This window comes from Streptococcus sp. 2_1_36FAA (assembly GCF_000161955.2).
Lineage (GTDB): Bacteria > Bacillota > Bacilli > Lactobacillales > Streptococcaceae > Streptococcus > Streptococcus gordonii.
Window position 1 is genome coordinate 420,487 of the sequence record NZ_KI391973.1, and the last position, 17,421, is coordinate 437,907.

The window sequence follows — 17,421 nt, forward strand, 5'->3', positions numbered from 1 at the left end:
TCCGAAATATACTTGACTACAGTTTAGCAGAAGAAGCTAAGAAAGTCAATAGAAAACAAGGCTGAGACAGTATATCCCAACCTCGATTGCGTTTTTATATTATAAGCTTGTAGAATGTTTGGGTTGGACTTTTTGCTCAGGATAGATATGGTTAATAGCATTGTTGACAGCAGTAGGTGCCTCACCTAACCCAGTCGCAATCAAGTCGATCTTACCTTCGTAGCTGCAGCAGTCCCCAGCTGCATAGATTCCTGGTACGGAGGTTTCTTGCTTGCTATTGACCAAGATTTTGTGACGGTTAAGTTCCAAGCCCCAATCTTTGAGATTGCCGACAGAGGATTTAAAACCGTAGTTGACAAATAGATGATCTAGAGGTAAAAGCTGACTTTCCTCTCCCTTGACTTGGCTGATTTCCAAGTGGGTTATCTTGCCATTTTCACCGACCAATCGACTAGGTACAAATGGTGTCTTAATCTTAACACTAGAAGCCTTGAGTTCTTCCACACTATGCTCCAAAGCTCGGAAGTTATCCCGTCGATGAACTAGGCTGGTTTCTGCGATTTTTTCAAAAGCTAGCGCCCAGTCAACAGCTGAGTCGCCACCGCCCAGAACAACAACCTTTTTGCCAGCGTACTGGCTGATATTTGACACATGATAGTGGAGGTTGCTGTAGATCTCAGTATCATCTAGCTCCAAAGCTCTCGGTTTGAAAGCACCACCTCCCATGGCGATGATAATGGTTTTGGTCTGATGCTTCGCTTTAGAAGTCGTAATAGTGAAGCCCTCTTCGCCTTTCACGATATCCAACACTGTTTCGTTGAGACAAATCTCAGTCTGGAAAGTTTCCAGCTGCTCAATCAGACGCTGAGTCAGTTCTTCGCCAGTTAGATTGGTAAAGCCCGGCACATCCAGAATCTTCTTCTCTGGATAGAGAATGGCTGGCTGACCGCCCAGCTGAGGCAGGGAATCAATAATTTTAACTTTGGCTTGGCGCAGATGAGCATAAAAAGCTGCGAATAGGCCAACTGGACCACCGCCGACAATCGTAATATCATACAGTTCAGACATAATTTTCCTCAATCTTTTTTAAAATAAACTAGCATTATTGTACCACAAAAAGGGGGAGAAATGTAAGTGAGTAAGTTTACCTAATATTAAAAGCCCCTGATGGGGCTTGAAATTAGATAGCAAATAAATCATTAAGGTTTTCAGCCAGCGTTGGGTGGGTGAAGATTTGCTTGCTCAAGTAAGTGTAAGGAATTTTATTATCCATGGCTACAGTCAGGATATTGATAATTTCCTGAGCTCCAGCTGAGAAGATAGTCGCTCCAACAATTTCCTTGGTTTCAGTGTTGACAACAGCCTTGAAGGCACCGCGTAAGTCAGCATTGACATGTCCGCGAGGCATTGCTGCGACTGGAATCTCCTTAACTGCAATCGGCAGTCCTTGCTCTTGCGCTTCCTTTTCAGTCAATCCGATTTGAGCCAAAGGCGGTGTGATGAACATGCTAGTAGGGACGTTTTTACGGTCTTCTAGTGTGTAGCTGCCATCCCCAGCCAGATAGCTATAAAGGATACGGAAGTCATCCAGTGAGATATAAGTGAACTGGAGACCGCCATTGACATCACCCGCTGCAAATACACCAGGTACAGATGTTTCCAAGTGTTTATCAACCTTGATAGCTCCGCGTTCTGTCAGCTCAATGTCAGTATTTTCCAAGTGAAGTGGCTCAATATTCGGCTTACGTCCAGTAGCATAGAGCAGAGCATCAAAGCGGAATTCTCCATCCTCTGTCACAACGACAACTTCATCACCATCATTTTTGACCTGTGTGGTACGAACATTTTGTAAGAGCTGGATTCCGTCTTCTTCCATGTACTGCTTAGCTAGAGCAGCGATAGAAGGTTCTACTCGAGGGAGAAAGACAGGAGCAGCATCCAGCACAGTCACTTGACTGCCTAATTTATTGTAGAGCCCAGCAAATTCTAAGCCGATATTACCGCCACCCAGAACTCCCAAGCGTTTAGGAAGTTCTTTCAAGTTTTGGATACCTGTTGAATCGTAAACATTTTTAGTTTCAGTCAATCCAGGAATTGGTAGGACATTGGAAACAGCACCAGTATTGATGACAATAGTCTCAGCAGTCAGTTCCTCTTTTTCATCACCAGCTGTGATTTCGATGACTTTATTGGAAAGGAAATGAGCTTCCCCATCGATGATGTCGACACCAGCACCACTAACTCCCGCATAGTTTTTACTATTAAGGCGGCTAGTTACAGCATTTTTCTCAGCCATAACTTGGTCAAAAGTTAAACCTTTTTCAGCAGCGACTAAGAGAGTTTTGGTTGGAATGCAGGCGATATTGATACAGGTTCCCCCATACATAGCCTTGCTTCGCTCAATCAAAGCAACTTTTTTTCCTTGAGACGCCATTTTAGCAGCCAAAGTTTTACCAGCCTTACCAAAGCCGATAACAATCAAATCATAAGTTAACATAATTTACCTCCATTTTCCAAAAAAATTTTACCATATCTATTCAGAAAATGCTGATTTTTGCTACGCATATTTTATTTATGTTTTTTATTTGACAATTAAAAGTGATTTGTATAAGTTCTGAGCAAGATTTGCCTTCCATGTTGATTTCTATGTTATACTAATTAAATTAGGTTTTAAAAGAAGGAGGACAAGATGTCTATTTTTACAGTTGCTTTGGCAATTTTAGTTTCTTTTGAATTTTTTTATATCATGTATTTGGAGACTTTTGCAACAGCTTCAAAAACAACAGCCCGAGTCTTTAACATGACTCAGGAGGAGCTTGAGAGAGAATCTGTTAACACTCTTTTTAAAAACCAAGGAGTCTATAATGGTTTGATTGCTGTCTTGGTTTTACTAGCTGTTTTTACCCAAGATTCTTTTTGGATGGCTATCTTTATGATTTACATTATCTTAGTAGCGGCCTACGGTGCAATGACAAGTGATTTGAAAATTTTATTCAAACAGGGAGGGTTAGCTATACTGACCTTGATCAGTTTATTTATCTAAAAAGAGTGGGGAAAATTTGATTCCTCACTCTTTTTTACATAATGATTGACTTTTTAATTAGACAAGTGTAGAATAAAGGTGAGAATATTACATAGAAAGACGGGAAGACTATGAAAACATCCATTAAACGTTTACCTGACGGAGAATTTACTATTTTAAAAGTAATTTGGCAATTGCCAAACCCAACAACATCTGCACAAATTATGGAAAAACTGGGCGAAGATAACCATTGGAAACCCCAGACCCTATTAACTGTCTTAGCTCGTTTGACGGAAAAAGGCTTTTTAGAAAGCGTCCGTAAGGGGCGTGAAAGACAGTATACGGCCATTATCTCAGAGGATGAATACTTAGAAGTAGAAACTTCAGATTTTCTGAAGCGTTATAGTGGTCATTCCATGGGTGGCCTTGTTAAAACTCTCTTTTCATCTAATTCATTGTCAGACAATGAATTAGACGAGTTGAGGAGTTTACTTGATCAGAATAAATAAGTGGAGTTATCACCATGAAGCAATTCCTTTTATCTTTTTTGTTAACTAGCGTTTCTACCTCGATTTTAGTAATCTTGCTTAGTTTACTTTTTGCGCTTTTTAAGACGAGAGTCTCAGCCAGAGCAAAATATGTCATTTGGTTTTTGGTTTTGCTTAGTTTTCTCTTCCCATTCCGCCCTCAGTTTGGTTCAGGTTTGATTCGGATGAATGCAGGATCGACTATCAATACAGTGGCTACACAGCTTTCTTCTGGAACTGCGCAAGTGCCTTCTCAAGTTTCTGAAAAAACGATTCAGCCCAATCTATGGCAAGCTTTTCTAAATTTGCCTTGGTTCGAGATTCTTATTGCTATATGGTTGCTAGGGTTTGTCTTTAGCATTGCACGATATGCTTATTCCTACATTCTTTTTAGAAAGATGCTGAAACGCTGGGGGACCCCTGTTGAGGATGAAGGGACTTTGGCTCAATTACAAAAGATTCAAGAAGAAATGGGAGTAAAAAACAAGGTTCGTTTGCTTCACTATCCTATGTCACAAAGCCCTATGTTGATTGGTTTCAGAGATATATTGATTGTATTACCAGAATCAGACTACACCGAAGAGGAGCTACAACTGGTTTTCAGGCATGAACTGACGCACTACAAACACCATGATGTCTTGGTTAATCTTTTGGCAATCCTTGTTAAAAGCCTTCATTGGTTTAATCCAATAGTCCGTCTAGCCTGTCGTGAAACCCAAGAAGTAGGAGAAATGTATTGTGATTATGACGTCTTAAATGATCAGGATATGCACTACCGGACTTTTTATGGAGAGACCATTTTAACCATGATTGATCGCAGTAAAAAGACGCCGATTGCTCTGACGACCTGCTTTTACTCTGAAAAATTTAATCTAAAGAGAAGGATTATCAGCATTATGGATAGCCGTCTACCTAAGAAGTTATGGTCTACTGTTTTCGTAGTAGCCGTTTCAGTTCTCTTGCTTTTGACTAGCTCGGTCTTTGCTATTGAAACTTCTGCAATTAATGTTCAACAAACACAGAAAGTAACCAGTCAAAAAGTATCCAAAGAATATAGTCAAGATCAGGCTTTGGCTGTTGCCTTGAAAGATTCAGGTCTTGGCCAAAAAGATATTAAAGATTTAAAAATTGTTCGAGATAAAGACAATTACCAAATCTATTTTTCTCACGGTCAAACTGCCCATGAGGTTCTAATCAATGCAAAGAATGGAAAAGTTTTAAAATCTAAACAACATACTGTTGTCGAAAAGACTGTGACAGTTGAGAAAGAAGTCCCAAGTTCTAATCATACTTCAACAGATACTAATCAGCCAGCTGTGACGACGCCTAGTAGTAGTTCGAGTGTCACAACAGTTCCATCTCCAAGTAAGAGTCAGACGTCATCTTCTCGAGATGATGACGATAAAGACGACGATGATGATAAGGATGACGATTAAAATTAACTCTACCTATTTGGGTTTGATAAGAACCTTGATGGGTAGAGTTTTATATTTTTTGAAAAATCTCTTGACAAACTAAATCTACAAGTGTAGAATATAACCATAAACGACAAATGTAGAAATAAAATTTTTAAAATTTGAGCAGCCGCTCTCTTTCTTTTAAATCATTAAACTACATTTGTAGAACAAAAGGAGAATCCCCATGAAACAAAAGAAGATTCAAACAAACTTTCAGCGTATCGAGACTAAGTATATCTTAGACCGGGCCACATTAGAGCGTTTAGAGGCTGAGATGGCGCCTTATTTTATTGCTGATGACTATGCAAGATCCACTATAACAAATATCTATTTTGATAATGATGATTTTCAGATGATTCAAGATTCAATTGCTCGCAAAGGTGGGCGTGAAAAGTTACGTATGAGAACTTATGCAGAGCAACCTACAGATGATTGCCAAGTTTTCTTAGAAATTAAGAAAAAGTCTGAAGAAGTAGGATTTAAGTATCGCCTAGTCTCTAATCCAGTTTCTGTTGTAAATTTCATTGAAAATGGATTAGCTGATGCGACTATTTCTGATGATCGAGTGAAGGCAGAAGTAGAAGCATTACAAGAACGCTATCTAGATTTAAAACCCAAAATGGTGATTAGCTATGATCGTTATTCTATGAAAGGATTAGAGGATAAGAAGGTGCGTGTGACCGTTGATTCAAATATTCGATATAGAGATTATGATGTTGAGTTGACTTCTGGACGCTATGGCTGGCCTTTGCTAGAAGATGGAAAAGTCATTATGGAAATTAAGGTCCCTGGTCAATATCCTCAATGGATGGCTGACATTCTCAATAAATTTGGTCTTATAGATCAATCCTTCTCAAAATATGGCAAAGCATATCTACAGACAAGAGAAAGATTAAGCCACACAGTCAAGTCTTAAGGAGATCTCAATGCTCAATCAGTTATTTAATAGTATTTATTCCTCGGCTGAAGTGAAAATTAATCCCTTAGCTCTGATTTTTTCAATGATCACAAGCTTGATTTTAGGGATTGTTTTAGCAAAGGTATATAAACGTCAAACGATTTATACAAAAGAATTTGTGATTACTTTGTCTCTGTTACCTGCTATTATTTCTATTATCATTTTCTTAGTTAATGGGAATTTAGGTACCAGTGTTGCAGTAGCAGGAACTTTCAGTTTGATTCGCTTTCGATCTGCTGCAGGAGGATCAAAAGAGCTCTTGGCAGTCTTTATGGCAACAGCCATCGGAATTACAACAGGGATGGGATTTGTTGCTTTAGCTGTCGTTTTTACCCTATCAATTTCCTTTGTTTGGTTGATTTTTGAAAAAATGAATTTTACTTCTGTTAGCCAGACAAGACGATATGTGGAAATGAAGGTTCCAGCTAATTTTGATTATGAATTGCTCTTTGAAGCTATTTTTTCAGCTAACTGTAAAAGTGTTGAAATGACATCAATTGAAGCAGCTGAAAAGCAATTGATCAAGTTGGAATACGTCATTGATTTATTACCGGAGATAAGTGATAGTAAGCTCATGCAGCAGTTTCTAGTCTATGATAAGGTTTTGTCAATGACTATTTCCAAAGCTGCTAAAAAGAAAAAAACATTGTAAAGTGAATTTTAGAGTAATTTTTTAAAATCTCAAAAGAACAGACACATAGTATTCAATAAAAACTTGACATGAATTCCCTAATATGATATCATTAACTAGATTCTGAACTTGAAGGGAGTGAAAAACATGTCAAAAACAGTAGTACGTAAGAACGAATCTCTTGATGACGCTCTTCGCCGTTTCAAACGCGCTGTTACTAAAGCTGGTACTCTTCAAGAAACACGCAAACGTGAATTCTATGAAAAGCCTTCTGTAAAACGTAAACGTAAATCAGAAGCAGCTCGTAAGCGCAAGAAATTCTAATTGAAATAAAAAACAGCCCTTAGGCTGTTTTTTTGTTAAAGAGCTATTGCGTTATTGTAGGAATGCAATAAAAAAACCTGAACATATACTTTCAGGTTTTTCGTTATATTATTTTTTTTCAAGCAAAGCTTTGATTTCTTGAAGTACTTCAAGTTCAGTTGGAGCTGGTTCTTCTTCGACAACTTCTTCTTGTTTTTTACCGAAGCTTTGAGCTTTTTCAGCAGCCTTAACAATGAAGAAAAGAACTGTTCCGATAACAAGGAAGTTAATAACCGCACTTAGGAAGTTACCATAGGCAATACCGTTCCAAGATAATTCAGCAATTTTATCTACACCAGCAGCGCTCAAGGCTGGGTTTAAAATAAGTGGTGTGATAATGTCATTTACTATTGAAGTAACAATTGCACCAAAAGCAGCACCAATGATAACAGCAACAGCTAGGTCAACTACGTTGCCACGAAGTAAAAAGCTTTTTAACTCTTTTAACATAGAAATATCTCCTTTTTTTAATCAGTCTCTATTATAATGAAAATAACAACCTTTTGCAAGTGGTTGGTTTTATAGGATTGTTAAATTTTCATGTCTATCTTTTAAAGTATATTTATTTGTAAATCTGTAGCTGATATTTTACTTTTTTGTTAATTTATTATAAAATATAACATAGTATTCTATGGTAAATTGGAGGTATTGTCGGGTGATTGATAAAGAAATCATTTCTGATATTAAAAACAGCGTCAATATCGTCGAAGTCATAGGAGAAGTTGTTGCTCTGACTAAGGCTGGACGCAACTTTCTTGGACTATGTCCATTTCATGGAGAAAAGACACCTTCCTTTAATGTCGTTGAAGATAAGCAGTTTTACCACTGTTTTGGTTGCGGCAAGTCGGGAGATGTTTTTAAGTTTATCGAAGAATATCGTGGCGTTTCATTTATGGAAGCTGTCCAAATAATTGCTGAACGATCGGGTATTCAACTTGCAGTTGATAAAAATGATCTATCCCAACCAAAAAGACAACACCCGCATCAAGCTCTCTATGATATTCATACTGAGGCTGCAAAATTTTATCACGCTGTCTTGATGACGACCAAGATGGGAGAAAAAGCCAGATCTTATCTTTACAAACGTGGATTGACTGATGAGATCATTAAGCATTTTCAGATTGGTTTAGCCCCTAGTGAGGGCAACTATCTTTATCAGAGTATGGTTGGAAAATTTGATGAAGCAACCATTATGAATTCGGGTCTGTTTAATCTAGCAGAAAGTAATCTAGTTTATGATGCTTTTCAAAATCGTATCATGTTTCCTTTGGCCAATGATAATGGCCAAGTAGTAGCATTTTCCGGAAGGATTTGGAAAGAATCTCCTCAGACTGATGGTCATCAAGCTAAGTATAAAAATAGTCGCAGCACAGCAATTTTCAATAAGAGTTACGAACTCTATCATTTGGACAAGGCAAAACCAACCATAAAGAAAAGTCATGAAGTCTATCTGATGGAAGGTTTCATGGATGTCATTGCTGCTTACCGGGCAGGAATAGAAAATGCAGTTGCATCAATGGGGACGGCCTTGACACATGAACATGTTCAGCATCTTAGCAAGTATTGTAAAAAGGTCATCTTATCTTACGATGGTGATAAGGCTGGACAGGCAGCAACTGTTAAAGCTTTGGATGAATTAAAAGACTTGGCTGTTGAGATTGTCTCTATTCCAGATCAGATGGATCCAGATGAATTTGTTCAAAAAAATTCTCCTGAAGAACTACAACATTTGCTAACCAAAACTCGGATAAGTGATGTGGAGTTTCTAATTCGCTATCTGAAACCGGAAAATACAGAGAATTTGCAAGCTCAGATTGAATTTGTTGAGAAAATGGCTCCGATCATTGCTCAGACCTCATCAATTACGGCGCAAAATTCTTATATTTATATGCTGGCAGAACTTCTACCAGACTTCGATTACCAGCAAGTTGAGCAGGCTGTTAACAATAGTCGCTTGAGTAATCGAAAGAGTCAGCAAGAACAGGTTTATCAACAGCCTCATTTTCAGACAAATCTTCCGCTTTCTAAGCAAGTGTCTCGTTTAGTAAAAGCTGAGAATCACCTTCTTAATCGAATGATTGAATATCCTATTGTTTTGAATGATTACCGTTTGAGAGAGGATTTTCAGTTTGCAACACCTGAATTACAGATTCTATACCAGATACTTTGCGAAAATGGTGAAGTGACATCACAAGATTTGTCCGAGCAATCAGATGGGGTCCAGCAAGCCTGGTATCGTATTTTAGAAGAAGATTTACCTAGCGAAATTGCGGATAATGAATTGGCAGAAGTAGAGTCTATCAGAGATAAAGAATTGCTCCGTAAGGAAAATCAAATAATTGGGAAAAAAGTCCGAGAAGCATCTCATAATGGTGATGTTGATACGGCTATTGAAGAACTGGAGCGCTTGATCGCTCAGAAAAGAAGAATGGAGTAGGAATGGCTACAAAACAAAAAGAAGTAACAACATTTGACGTACAAGTTGCAGAATTTATTCGAAACCATAAAAAAACTGGTACGGCAATTGATGATGAAATTAATGATAAATTGATTATTCCTTTTACCTTAGATGCAGATGGTATCGAAGATCTATTGCAACGTATCCAAGATGCAGGGATCTCTATCACAGATAAAGAAGGGAATCCAAGTGCACGTGTTTTACACAACGAAGAGGAAGAAGCAGAGCTGACTGATGAAGAACTTTTAGGTAGCAATTCAGCTAAAGTCAACGATCCTGTTCGTATGTACTTGAAAGAAATTGGAGTCGTTCCACTTTTGACAAACGAAGAAGAGCAAGAATTGGCAATCTTGGTAGAGCAGGGGGATACTGAGGCTAAGCAACGTTTGGCTGAAGCCAACCTTCGCTTGGTAGTTTCTATTGCAAAGCGTTATGTTGGACGTGGCATGCAGTTCCTTGACTTGATCCAAGAAGGAAATATGGGCTTGATGAAGGCTGTTGACAAGTTTGACTATACCAAAGGATTTAAGTTTTCAACATATGCAACTTGGTGGATCCGTCAGGCCATTACTCGTGCGATCGCTGACCAAGCTAGAACAATCCGAATTCCAGTTCACATGGTAGAAACGATTAACAAGCTAGTTCGTGAGCAACGTAATCTCTTGCAAGAATTAGGTCAAGATCCAACACCTGAGCAGATTGCTGAGCGTATGGATATGACACCAGATAAGGTTCGTGAGATTCTTAAGATTGCTCAGGAGCCAGTTTCGCTGGAAACACCTATCGGTGAGGAAGATGATAGCCATCTGGGTGACTTTATCGAAGACGAAGTAATTGAAAATCCAGTTGATTATACAACTCGTGTTGTTCTTCGTGAGCAGCTGGATGAAGTTTTAGACACCCTTACAGATCGTGAAGAAAATGTTCTTCGTCTGCGTTTTGGTTTGGATGATGGGAAAATGCGGACCTTGGAAGATGTTGGTAAAGTCTTCAATGTGACCCGTGAACGCATCCGCCAAATCGAAGCTAAAGCCCTACGTAAACTACGCCACCCAAGTCGTAGCAAGCCACTCCGTGATTTCATTGAAGATTAAAAAATGATGAAATGTTGATTCTACAGATATGAACTAAATAGGAGATGATAGGATGGCAGAGCAAAAATATACAGCAGAAGAAATTGATGACATTAAAAACCGCATTCTTGAAAGTTTGGAACAAGTAATCGACCCTGAGTTGGGGATTGATATTGTCAATTTGGGATTGATCTATGAAATTCGTTTCAACGAAGAAAATGGTGAGACAGAAATCGACATGACTCTAACAACTATGGGATGTCCTTTGGCTGATCTACTGACAGATCAAATCCACGATGCCCTTGAAGAAATTCCAGAAGTAACTAAGGTTGAAGTTAAACTAGTTTGGTATCCCGCTTGGACTGTTGAAAAAATGAGCCGTTACGCAAGAATTGCACTTGGAATCAAATAATAAATAATCTCGAATCTAACTGGGTTCGAGATTTTTTACTAAAGTAAATCATAAATATCTGATCTGAAAAATTGCAATTTTGCTGAAATATGATATAATAATTCTATTGTCTTGGGGTCGTTACGGATTCGACAGGCATTATGTGGCACATTTTGCGACTCATCTTGCGGATGTAAAACGCCAGTTAAATATAACTGCAAAAAATAATACTTCTTACGCTTTAGCTGCCTAAAAAACAGCAGGCGTGACCCGATTCGGATTGCTTGTGTCTGATGACAGGTCTTATTTTAGCAAGCTACGGTAGAATCTTGTCTAGGGATTTTACAAGAGATTGATAGACTCGCTTGATTTGGGCTTGAGTTATGTGTCAAAATCAAGTTAAAACAATACATAGCCTATGGTTGTAGACAAATGTGTTGGCAGATGTTTGGACGTGGGTTCGACTCCCACCGGCTCCATATTTAAAAATGGAAGATTACTCAAGAGGCTTAAGAGGCTGTGTTGGAAACGCAGTAGGCGTGTAAAAGCGTGCGTGGGTTCGAATCCCATGTCTTCCGTAATATTTATAAGGCGCCCATTGGCGTTTTTTTGTTGGCTTAAAAGGATTGGAATTTTTTGGCTGATTGGATGGCTAAATCTAAAATTGGACTACTATTTAGACTTTCTCATATGCAGAAGAAAGATGGATTCGTTTCCATCTTTTTATTTTTGTAAAATATATTGAAATTTTTCTGAAAAGTAGTAGACTGTTACTTAGAAAAGTGAGGGGACTTCATGAAATTATACGTACAATTGATGATTATCTTTTCGATTTCGTTACTTGGAGAGGGAATTTCAACTATTTTTCACTTACCAATTCCAGGTAGCATCATCGGATTAATTTTGTTATTTTTAGCTTTAGAATTCAAATGGCTACGCCTACGTCATGTAAATATGGTTGGTAATTTTTTACTGGCGAATATGACTATTCTTTTTTTGCCGGCAGCAGTTGGTATTATGGATAAATTTCATATTATAGCACCTTATCTCCTGCCTATCATTTTGATTGTTGTCTTGGCAATTGTTCTGAACGTTGTGGTCATTGCCTATACAGTGCAGTTTATTAAGAGACGTTATGAAGGTGATTATGAAGAAAGGGGAGCAAGACATGACTAGTGTAGTTACTAATCCTTTGTTTGGCTTGGCTTTGTCTATCTTAGCTTATCTTATTGGAATGTTGATTTTTAGACGTTTTCCACATCCTTTGACGACCCCATTGTTGCTGGCAACAATTTTAGTGATTCTCTTTTTATCTTGGACTGGGATTTCTTACAAGGATTATTATATCGGAGGATCATACTTGAATAATCTGATTGTACCTTCGACAGTTGCTTTAGGGATTCCGCTTTACAAGACTTTCCATTTAATGAAACACCACGCTAGAAGTATCTTATTAGGTATCTTTTTATCAGTTTTGGTAAATACAAGTTTTACAGCACTTGTAGCAAAATTTTTTGGAATGGACTTTTTCTTAGCTATTTCTTTGTTTCCAAAGTCAGTAACCACTGCAATGGCAGTTGGTATTGTGGATAAGATGCAGGGGATTACAACAATTACTTTGGTAGTTGTTGTAGCTACTGGGATTTTGACGAGTGTAATGGGTCCTAGTATCTTAAAACTTCTTAAAATTGAAGATCCGGTTGCTATTGGCTTAGCACTTGGGGGGACAGGGCATGCAGTCGGAACAGGAGCGGCCTTTAAATATGGTCAAGTTGAGGGAGCTATGGCTGGTTTGGCTATTGGAGTGACAGGTTTAATGTATGTTTTTGTCAGTCCTTTAATTGCTGGGCTTATTTTAGGAAAATAAGAGGGATAACCTCTTTTTTTTTGATAAATTCTTATCTTATTGAAATGTCGTTTTAAGTTGTTATAAAATGAAATACTTTTAAGAAGTTGGATAGGAAGATGGAAGTCAGTTTTAGATATAAATAGAGAAGAATGGGAATGGTACTCAATATCTTTAGACTAGCCAAGTTATAAGCGAGAAAACTCTGATAAATCAAGCATTTTAATGGATGAATTAGTTTAAACAATGATGTTATGGATTGTAAAATGCTCTAGTATATCTTTTAAGTTAAAGTTGTTGATGTGGTACAGTGAAACTGATATAATAAATTTACTACTGGCGCGTTATACAAAAATATTTTCAATAGTTTAGAACAATATTTTTTGAGCGTTTATAGACTGCAATCTCTTATATTTATTAAATATTTTGAGATGGATTATTATGAGGTGAGAAAATGTTAAAAGATAAATGGTGGTTGCCCTTTCTGACTGTAGGAGTCATTGTTGCGGCAGTTTTTGCTATGCTTTATTTTTCTGGAACTAAAAAGAACGATAAAGCTTCTACACAGACAAGTGGAAGTGCAGCTGTAGAACATGTATTGACAGGTCAGCAATTGCCAGAGTTTGAAATGGAAGATCAGCTAGGGGCTTTAAAGAAGAGTTCAGAGTTTTATGATAAGCCTATGCTGGTAGTAGAGTGGGCTAGCTGGTGTCCTTATTGTCAGCGACAGCTACCAGAAATTCAAAAAGTATACGAAAAGTATAAAAATAAAATAAATTTTGTCATGTTGGATATGCTTGATTTTCATAAGGAAACAAAGGAACAAGCGGATCAGTATGTCAGTGAGAAAGGCTATACCTTCCCGTATTACTATGATGCAGGTGAGAAAGCAGCGGATATCCTCCATGTTCAATCAATTCCTGGAATTTACCTAGTCGATAAGAATCAAAAAGTAAGAAAAGTGATATTAAACTTTCATGACGAAGCAGCGCTCGAAAAAGAGCTAGAAGAGATTTTAAAATAAAGAACTAAATGGAGAGCTTATAATAGACTCTCTAAGTAGCTTTCGATAAATAATAAAAGGTATGAATCTTTGTAGGACACAAGAATCATACCTTTTATTTTATTATAGATAGGTGTTGTTAAAATAGAGTTTAATGCCTATATAGAAATCTTATTTACCCAAGCAGAATTGGCTGAAGAGTTGGGTTATGAGTTCGTCTGGTGCGGCGTCACCAGTGATTTCACCGAGGATTTCCCAAGTACGGGTCATATCAACTTGGAGAAGGTCTACCGGCATACCCATTTCCAATCCTTGGTTGACGGCTTGAAGGCTTTCCAGAGCTTTTTCAATCAAGGAGATATGGCGTGCGTTAGACAGGTAGGTGGCGTCTTGTTCGACGATACCAGCATTTTCAAAGAAGAGTTGATTGATGCGTTCTTCAATTTTGTCGATATTTTGGTTGTGAAGGACAGAAATCTTGATAGCATCTGCTGGCAGCTGGTCCAGCTCAATCTTTTCTTCGAGGTCAGTCTTGTTAAGTAAGACGATACGATTGCTATCTTGGCTGATTTCAAGCAATTGTTTGTCCTGATCTGTCAAAGGCTCGCTGGCATTGAGAACTAAGAGGACCAAGTCGGCTTCCTGCAGAGCTTTTTTAGAGCGCTCAACTCCAATTTGTTCTACAAGGTCATCGGTTTCCCGAATTCCTGCTGTATCAATAAGCTTGAGCGGTACTCCCTTGATATTGACATACTCCTCAATCACATCCCGAGTCGTACCCTCGATATCAGTCACAATGGCCTTGTCCTCGCGCAGGAGATTGTTGAGCAGACTGGACTTGCCAACATTAGGTCTGCCGATGATAGCAGTGGAAATGCCTTCGCGTAAAATCTTACCTCGTCTTGCAGTATTGAGAAGATTGCTTAGCAGAGCCTCGAACTCAGCTGTTTTCTCTCGCATCAATTGGGTCGTCATCTCTTCCACATCGTCGTACTCCGGATAGTCAATGTTGACCTCGACCTGAGCCAAAGTGTTGAGAATTTCCTGACGAGTATTGTTGATAAGATTGGAGAGAGACCCATCCAGCTGCTTGACAGCATTGTTCATGGCTTTATCGGTCTTGGCGCGGATGATATCCATAACTGCCTCAGCCTGAGTCAGGTCCACTCGACCATTCAAAAAGGCCCGCTTGGTAAACTCACCAGGCTCTGCCATTCTAGCTCCTTCTCGGATAACTAGTTGCAGGATTTCATTAGTAACCGCAATTCCCCCGTGAGTGTTTATTTCAATGATGTCCTCGCGCGTGAATGTCTTGGGAGAGCGCATAGCACCAACCATGACCTCGTCCAAAATTTCCTGATTTTGAGGGTCGACGATATGACCGTAGTTGAGTGTGTGACTTTCCACTTTGCTTAGATCCTTGCCTTTGAAGATTTTTTGGGCAATAGCAAAGCTGTCAGTCCCGCTTAGTCTGACAATACCGATAGCCCCTTCGCCAAGAGGAGTAGAAATCGCAGCGATTGTATCAAATTCTCTGGTAATCATACAGTATTTTTCCTTGTGTTTTAAAATCAATTACCCTAATTGTAACGCAAAAACGAAAGGGGAGCAAGATTTTGATTTAACTATGGCAATTTTCAAAAAATTATTAGAAATTAGGAAAATGCTTTCATGTTCTATGAAATAGTGCTATACTATAAATAGATTGATTCTTTTGGCTAGGCAAAGAACCTTTTTTTTACGGTTTAAATGTCTGAAAAATACAAAGGAGGTCAAAATGGAGAATCTAAAGAAGATGGCAGGGATTAAGGCTGCTGAGTTCGTGACAGATGGTATGGTAGTTGGACTTGGAACGGGTTCGACCGCTTATTATTTTGTCGAAGAGATTGGCCGTCGGATCAAAGAAGAAGGACTGCAGATTATCGCAGTAACAACTTCAAGTGTAACCAGCCAGCAAGCAGAAGGTTTGGGAATTCCACTCAAATCCATTGATGAAGTCGATTTAGTTGATGTGACAGTTGATGGGGCAGATGAGGTTGATCCAAACTTTAATGGTATTAAAGGCGGTGGGGGCGCTCTCCTTATGGAGAAGGTCGTTGCAACACCGACAAAATGCTACATTTGGGTAGTTGATGAGAGTAAATTGGTTGAGAAGCTAGGAGCTTTTAAGCTTCCGGTCGAAGTTGTCCAGTATGGTGCAGAGCAAGTTTTCCGTCGCTTTGAACGTGCAGGTTACAAACCAGCTTTTCGTCAGAAAGATGGTCAACGCTTTGTTACAGATATGAAGAATTTTATCATTGACCTAGATTTGGGTGTGATTGAAAATCCTATTGAATTTGCCCGTGAATTAGACCACATTGTTGGTGTAGTTGAGCACGGTCTCTTTAACCAAATGGTAGATAAGGTTATTGTAGCAGGAAAAGCTGGTGTTCAAGTTTTAGAAGCCAATAAATAAAAGGAGGATCTTATGGCAAAATTTAATCGTATTCACTTAGTAGTTATGGACTCAGTTGGTATTGGTGCCGCACCCGATGCTAACAACTTTGTTAATGCTGGAGTGCCAGACGGTGCTTCAGATACTCTGGGACATATTTCCAAAACAGTTGGACTTACCGTCCCTAATATGGCTAAGATCGGTTTAGGAAATATCGAACGTCCTGTTCCTTTGAAGACAGTTCCTCAGGAAGCAAATCCAAGTGGCTATTATACTAAACTTGAGGAAGTATCACTCGGAAAAGACACGATGACTGGCCACTGGGAAATCATGGGACTAAATATTACTGAACCATTTGATACTTTCTGGAATGGTTTCCCAGAAGAAATCTTGACTCAGATTGAAGAATTTTCTGGTCGTAAAGTTATTCGTGAGGCTAATAAGCCTTATTCAGGAACAGCGGTTATTGATGATTTTGGTCCTCGTCAGATGGAAACAGGTGAGCTAATTATCTATACCTCTGCTGATCCAGTATTGCAGATTGCTGCTCATGAAGAAGTGATTCCATTGGAAGAACTCTATCGCATTTGTGAATATGCTCGTTCTATTACTTTAGATAGACCTGCTCTCTTGGGACGTATCATTGCCCGTCCATATGTGGGTGAACCAGGAAACTTCACTCGTACTGCTAACCGCCATGACTATGCGGTATCACCATTCGAGCCAACTGTACTTGATAAGCTTAACGAAGCGGGAATTGCTACTTACTCTGTTGGTAAGATCAACGACATCTTCAACGGAGCTGGAATCAACCATGATATGGGCCACAATCAATCTAATAATCATGGGGTAGATAATCTTGTTGAAGCATTGAAGGACGAAAACTTTAAAGAAGGTTTCTCATTTACTAACTTGGTAGACTTTGATGCTCTTTATGGTCACCGTCGTAATCCACATGGTTATCGCGACTGCTTGGAAGAGTTTGATGCTCGTATTCCTGAAATCATTGAAAATATGTGTGAAGATGACTTGCTCATGATTACTGCTGACCATGGTAATGATCCTACCTACGCTGGTACTGACCATACTCGTGAATATATCCCTCTCTTAATTTTTGGAAAATCTTTAAGCGGTCACGGTCATATTCCTGTCGGACACTTTGCGGATATCTCAGCTACTGTTGCTGAGAACTTTGGAGTGGACAAGGCAATGATTGGTGAAAGCTTCTTAGATAAATTGGTGTAAGAAGACAGGACTA

Annotated in this window: 18 protein-coding genes, 1 tRNA gene and 1 other RNA gene; 16 read left to right on the forward strand and 4 right to left on the reverse strand. The window is 38.8% G+C overall.

Annotated features, from left to right (window positions below):
* Window positions 1-99: 99 nt before the first annotated feature.
* Together HMPREF0847_RS02030 and HMPREF0847_RS02035 are read right to left on the reverse strand one after the other, a co-directional pair.
* Complete coding sequence (locus tag HMPREF0847_RS02030; RefSeq protein WP_008809226.1) at window positions 100-1,068, reverse strand: NAD(P)/FAD-dependent oxidoreductase; 969 nt, start codon at window positions 1,066-1,068, stop codon at window positions 100-102.
* 112 nt (window positions 1,069-1,180) lie between these two features.
* The gene (locus tag HMPREF0847_RS02035; protein WP_008809225.1) at window positions 1,181-2,497 is read right to left on the reverse strand and encodes an FAD-containing oxidoreductase; all 1,317 of its coding nucleotides are present in this window, start codon (window positions 2,495-2,497) and stop codon (window positions 1,181-1,183) included.
* A gap of 192 nt (window positions 2,498-2,689) precedes the next feature.
* On the opposite strand from HMPREF0847_RS02035, the gene HMPREF0847_RS02040 reads away from it, so the two are divergent.
* The 6 genes from HMPREF0847_RS02040 to rpsU all read left to right on the forward strand — a co-directional run bounded on the left by HMPREF0847_RS02040 (window position 2,690) and on the right by rpsU (window position 6,919).
* Window positions 2,690-3,043 (forward strand): DUF1304 domain-containing protein, encoded by a 354-nt coding sequence (locus tag HMPREF0847_RS02040; RefSeq protein ID WP_008809224.1) that lies wholly within the window; start codon window positions 2,690-2,692, stop codon window positions 3,041-3,043.
* 110 nt (window positions 3,044-3,153) lie between these two features.
* Window positions 3,154-3,531, forward strand: a complete 378-nt coding sequence (locus tag HMPREF0847_RS02045; RefSeq protein ID WP_008809223.1) for a BlaI/MecI/CopY family transcriptional regulator — start codon at window positions 3,154-3,156, stop codon at window positions 3,529-3,531.
* A gap of 14 nt (window positions 3,532-3,545) precedes the next feature.
* Window positions 3,546-4,985, forward strand: coding sequence for a M56 family metallopeptidase (locus HMPREF0847_RS02050; protein WP_008809222.1), 1,440 nt, complete (start codon window positions 3,546-3,548; stop codon window positions 4,983-4,985).
* A gap of 205 nt (window positions 4,986-5,190) precedes the next feature.
* Complete coding sequence (locus HMPREF0847_RS02055; protein ID WP_008809221.1) at window positions 5,191-5,922, forward strand: polyphosphate polymerase domain-containing protein; 732 nt, start codon at window positions 5,191-5,193, stop codon at window positions 5,920-5,922.
* 10 nt (window positions 5,923-5,932) lie between these two features.
* Window positions 5,933-6,616 carry a DUF4956 domain-containing protein gene (locus HMPREF0847_RS02060; RefSeq protein ID WP_008809220.1) on the forward strand — a complete coding sequence of 228 codons (684 nt, stop codon included), beginning with the start codon at window positions 5,933-5,935 and terminating at the stop codon, window positions 6,614-6,616.
* A gap of 126 nt (window positions 6,617-6,742) precedes the next feature.
* Window positions 6,743-6,919, forward strand: coding sequence for a 30S ribosomal protein S21 (gene rpsU / locus HMPREF0847_RS02065; protein WP_000048054.1), 177 nt, complete (start codon window positions 6,743-6,745; stop codon window positions 6,917-6,919).
* Window positions 6,920-7,027: 108 nt separating this feature from the next.
* Here the strand turns inward: rpsU and mscL are convergent, their stop codons facing one another.
* On the reverse strand, window positions 7,028-7,408 hold the full coding sequence (gene mscL / locus HMPREF0847_RS02070; protein ID WP_008809218.1) for a large conductance mechanosensitive channel protein MscL: 381 nt from the start codon (window positions 7,406-7,408) through the stop codon (window positions 7,028-7,030).
* A 205-nt stretch (window positions 7,409-7,613) separates the two neighbouring features.
* On the opposite strand from mscL, the gene dnaG reads away from it, so the two are divergent.
* The 8 genes from dnaG (at window position 7,614) to HMPREF0847_RS02105 (ending at window position 13,750) form a co-directional block, all read left to right on the forward strand.
* Window positions 7,614-9,395 (forward strand): DNA primase, encoded by a 1,782-nt coding sequence (gene dnaG / locus HMPREF0847_RS02075; protein ID WP_020992610.1) that lies wholly within the window; start codon window positions 7,614-7,616, stop codon window positions 9,393-9,395.
* Window positions 9,396-9,397: 2 nt separating this feature from the next.
* Window positions 9,398-10,510, forward strand: a complete 1,113-nt coding sequence (gene rpoD / locus HMPREF0847_RS02080; protein WP_008809216.1) for an RNA polymerase sigma factor RpoD — start codon at window positions 9,398-9,400, stop codon at window positions 10,508-10,510.
* A 52-nt stretch (window positions 10,511-10,562) separates the two neighbouring features.
* On the forward strand, window positions 10,563-10,901 hold the full coding sequence (locus tag HMPREF0847_RS02085; RefSeq protein ID WP_008809215.1) for a metal-sulfur cluster assembly factor: 339 nt from the start codon (window positions 10,563-10,565) through the stop codon (window positions 10,899-10,901).
* Between the two features lie 113 nt (window positions 10,902-11,014).
* Window positions 11,015-11,362, forward strand: a transfer-messenger RNA (tmRNA) gene (gene ssrA, locus HMPREF0847_RS11000).
* 8 nt (window positions 11,363-11,370) lie between these two features.
* Window positions 11,371-11,458 (forward strand) — tRNA-Ser (locus tag HMPREF0847_RS02090).
* Window positions 11,459-11,675: 217 nt separating this feature from the next.
* On the forward strand, window positions 11,676-12,056 hold the full coding sequence (locus tag HMPREF0847_RS02095) for a CidA/LrgA family protein (protein ID WP_008809214.1): 381 nt from the start codon (window positions 11,676-11,678) through the stop codon (window positions 12,054-12,056).
* Window positions 12,049-12,747, forward strand: coding sequence for an LrgB family protein (locus HMPREF0847_RS02100; RefSeq protein ID WP_008809213.1), 699 nt, complete (start codon window positions 12,049-12,051; stop codon window positions 12,745-12,747). Before HMPREF0847_RS02095 ends, HMPREF0847_RS02100 begins: the two co-directional genes overlap by 8 nt.
* A gap of 433 nt (window positions 12,748-13,180) precedes the next feature.
* Entirely contained in the window at window positions 13,181-13,750 is a 570-nt protein-coding gene (locus tag HMPREF0847_RS02105) for a TlpA family protein disulfide reductase (protein ID WP_008809212.1), read from the forward strand.
* A 150-nt stretch (window positions 13,751-13,900) separates the two neighbouring features.
* Here the strand turns inward: HMPREF0847_RS02105 and mnmE are convergent, their stop codons facing one another.
* Window positions 13,901-15,274 (reverse strand): tRNA uridine-5-carboxymethylaminomethyl(34) synthesis GTPase MnmE, encoded by a 1,374-nt coding sequence (gene mnmE / locus HMPREF0847_RS02110; RefSeq protein ID WP_008809211.1) that lies wholly within the window; start codon window positions 15,272-15,274, stop codon window positions 13,901-13,903.
* A gap of 232 nt (window positions 15,275-15,506) precedes the next feature.
* Between mnmE and rpiA the strand changes: the two genes are divergently transcribed.
* Window positions 15,507-16,184 carry a ribose-5-phosphate isomerase RpiA gene (rpiA, locus tag HMPREF0847_RS02115; RefSeq protein WP_008809210.1) on the forward strand — a complete coding sequence of 226 codons (678 nt, stop codon included), beginning with the start codon at window positions 15,507-15,509 and terminating at the stop codon, window positions 16,182-16,184.
* A 12-nt stretch (window positions 16,185-16,196) separates the two neighbouring features.
* Window positions 16,197-17,408: a phosphopentomutase gene (locus HMPREF0847_RS02120; RefSeq protein WP_008809209.1), complete on the forward strand. Its 1,212-nt coding sequence runs from the start codon at window positions 16,197-16,199 to the stop codon at window positions 17,406-17,408.
* The last annotated feature ends 13 nt before the right edge of the window (window positions 17,409-17,421 follow it).

What these genes read in the sequence shown, in the direction of transcription:
- HMPREF0847_RS02030 (WP_008809226.1), bottom strand. Translation starts at nt 1,068, where the DNA reads ATGTCTGAACTGTATGATATTACGATTGTCGGCGGTGGTCCAGTTGGC.
- HMPREF0847_RS02035 (WP_008809225.1), bottom strand. Translation starts at nt 2,497, where the DNA reads ATGTTAACTTATGATTTGATTGTTATCGGCTTTGGTAAGGCTGGTAAA.
- HMPREF0847_RS02040 (WP_008809224.1), top strand. Translation starts at nt 2,690, where the DNA reads ATGTCTATTTTTACAGTTGCTTTGGCAATTTTAGTTTCTTTTGAATTT.
- HMPREF0847_RS02045 (WP_008809223.1), top strand. Translation starts at nt 3,154, where the DNA reads ATGAAAACATCCATTAAACGTTTACCTGACGGAGAATTTACTATTTTA.
- HMPREF0847_RS02050 (WP_008809222.1), top strand. Translation starts at nt 3,546, where the DNA reads ATGAAGCAATTCCTTTTATCTTTTTTGTTAACTAGCGTTTCTACCTCG.
- HMPREF0847_RS02055 (WP_008809221.1), top strand. Translation starts at nt 5,191, where the DNA reads ATGAAACAAAAGAAGATTCAAACAAACTTTCAGCGTATCGAGACTAAG.
- HMPREF0847_RS02060 (WP_008809220.1), top strand. Translation starts at nt 5,933, where the DNA reads ATGCTCAATCAGTTATTTAATAGTATTTATTCCTCGGCTGAAGTGAAA.
- rpsU (WP_000048054.1), top strand. Translation starts at nt 6,743, where the DNA reads ATGTCAAAAACAGTAGTACGTAAGAACGAATCTCTTGATGACGCTCTT.
- mscL (WP_008809218.1), bottom strand. Translation starts at nt 7,408, where the DNA reads ATGTTAAAAGAGTTAAAAAGCTTTTTACTTCGTGGCAACGTAGTTGAC.
- rpoD (WP_008809216.1), top strand. Translation starts at nt 9,398, where the DNA reads ATGGCTACAAAACAAAAAGAAGTAACAACATTTGACGTACAAGTTGCA.
- HMPREF0847_RS02085 (WP_008809215.1), top strand. Translation starts at nt 10,563, where the DNA reads ATGGCAGAGCAAAAATATACAGCAGAAGAAATTGATGACATTAAAAAC.
- HMPREF0847_RS02095 (WP_008809214.1), top strand. Translation starts at nt 11,676, where the DNA reads ATGAAATTATACGTACAATTGATGATTATCTTTTCGATTTCGTTACTT.
- HMPREF0847_RS02100 (WP_008809213.1), top strand. Translation starts at nt 12,049, where the DNA reads ATGACTAGTGTAGTTACTAATCCTTTGTTTGGCTTGGCTTTGTCTATC.
- HMPREF0847_RS02105 (WP_008809212.1), top strand. Translation starts at nt 13,181, where the DNA reads ATGTTAAAAGATAAATGGTGGTTGCCCTTTCTGACTGTAGGAGTCATT.
- mnmE (WP_008809211.1), bottom strand. Translation starts at nt 15,274, where the DNA reads ATGATTACCAGAGAATTTGATACAATCGCTGCGATTTCTACTCCTCTT.
- rpiA (WP_008809210.1), top strand. Translation starts at nt 15,507, where the DNA reads ATGGAGAATCTAAAGAAGATGGCAGGGATTAAGGCTGCTGAGTTCGTG.
- HMPREF0847_RS02120 (WP_008809209.1), top strand. Translation starts at nt 16,197, where the DNA reads ATGGCAAAATTTAATCGTATTCACTTAGTAGTTATGGACTCAGTTGGT.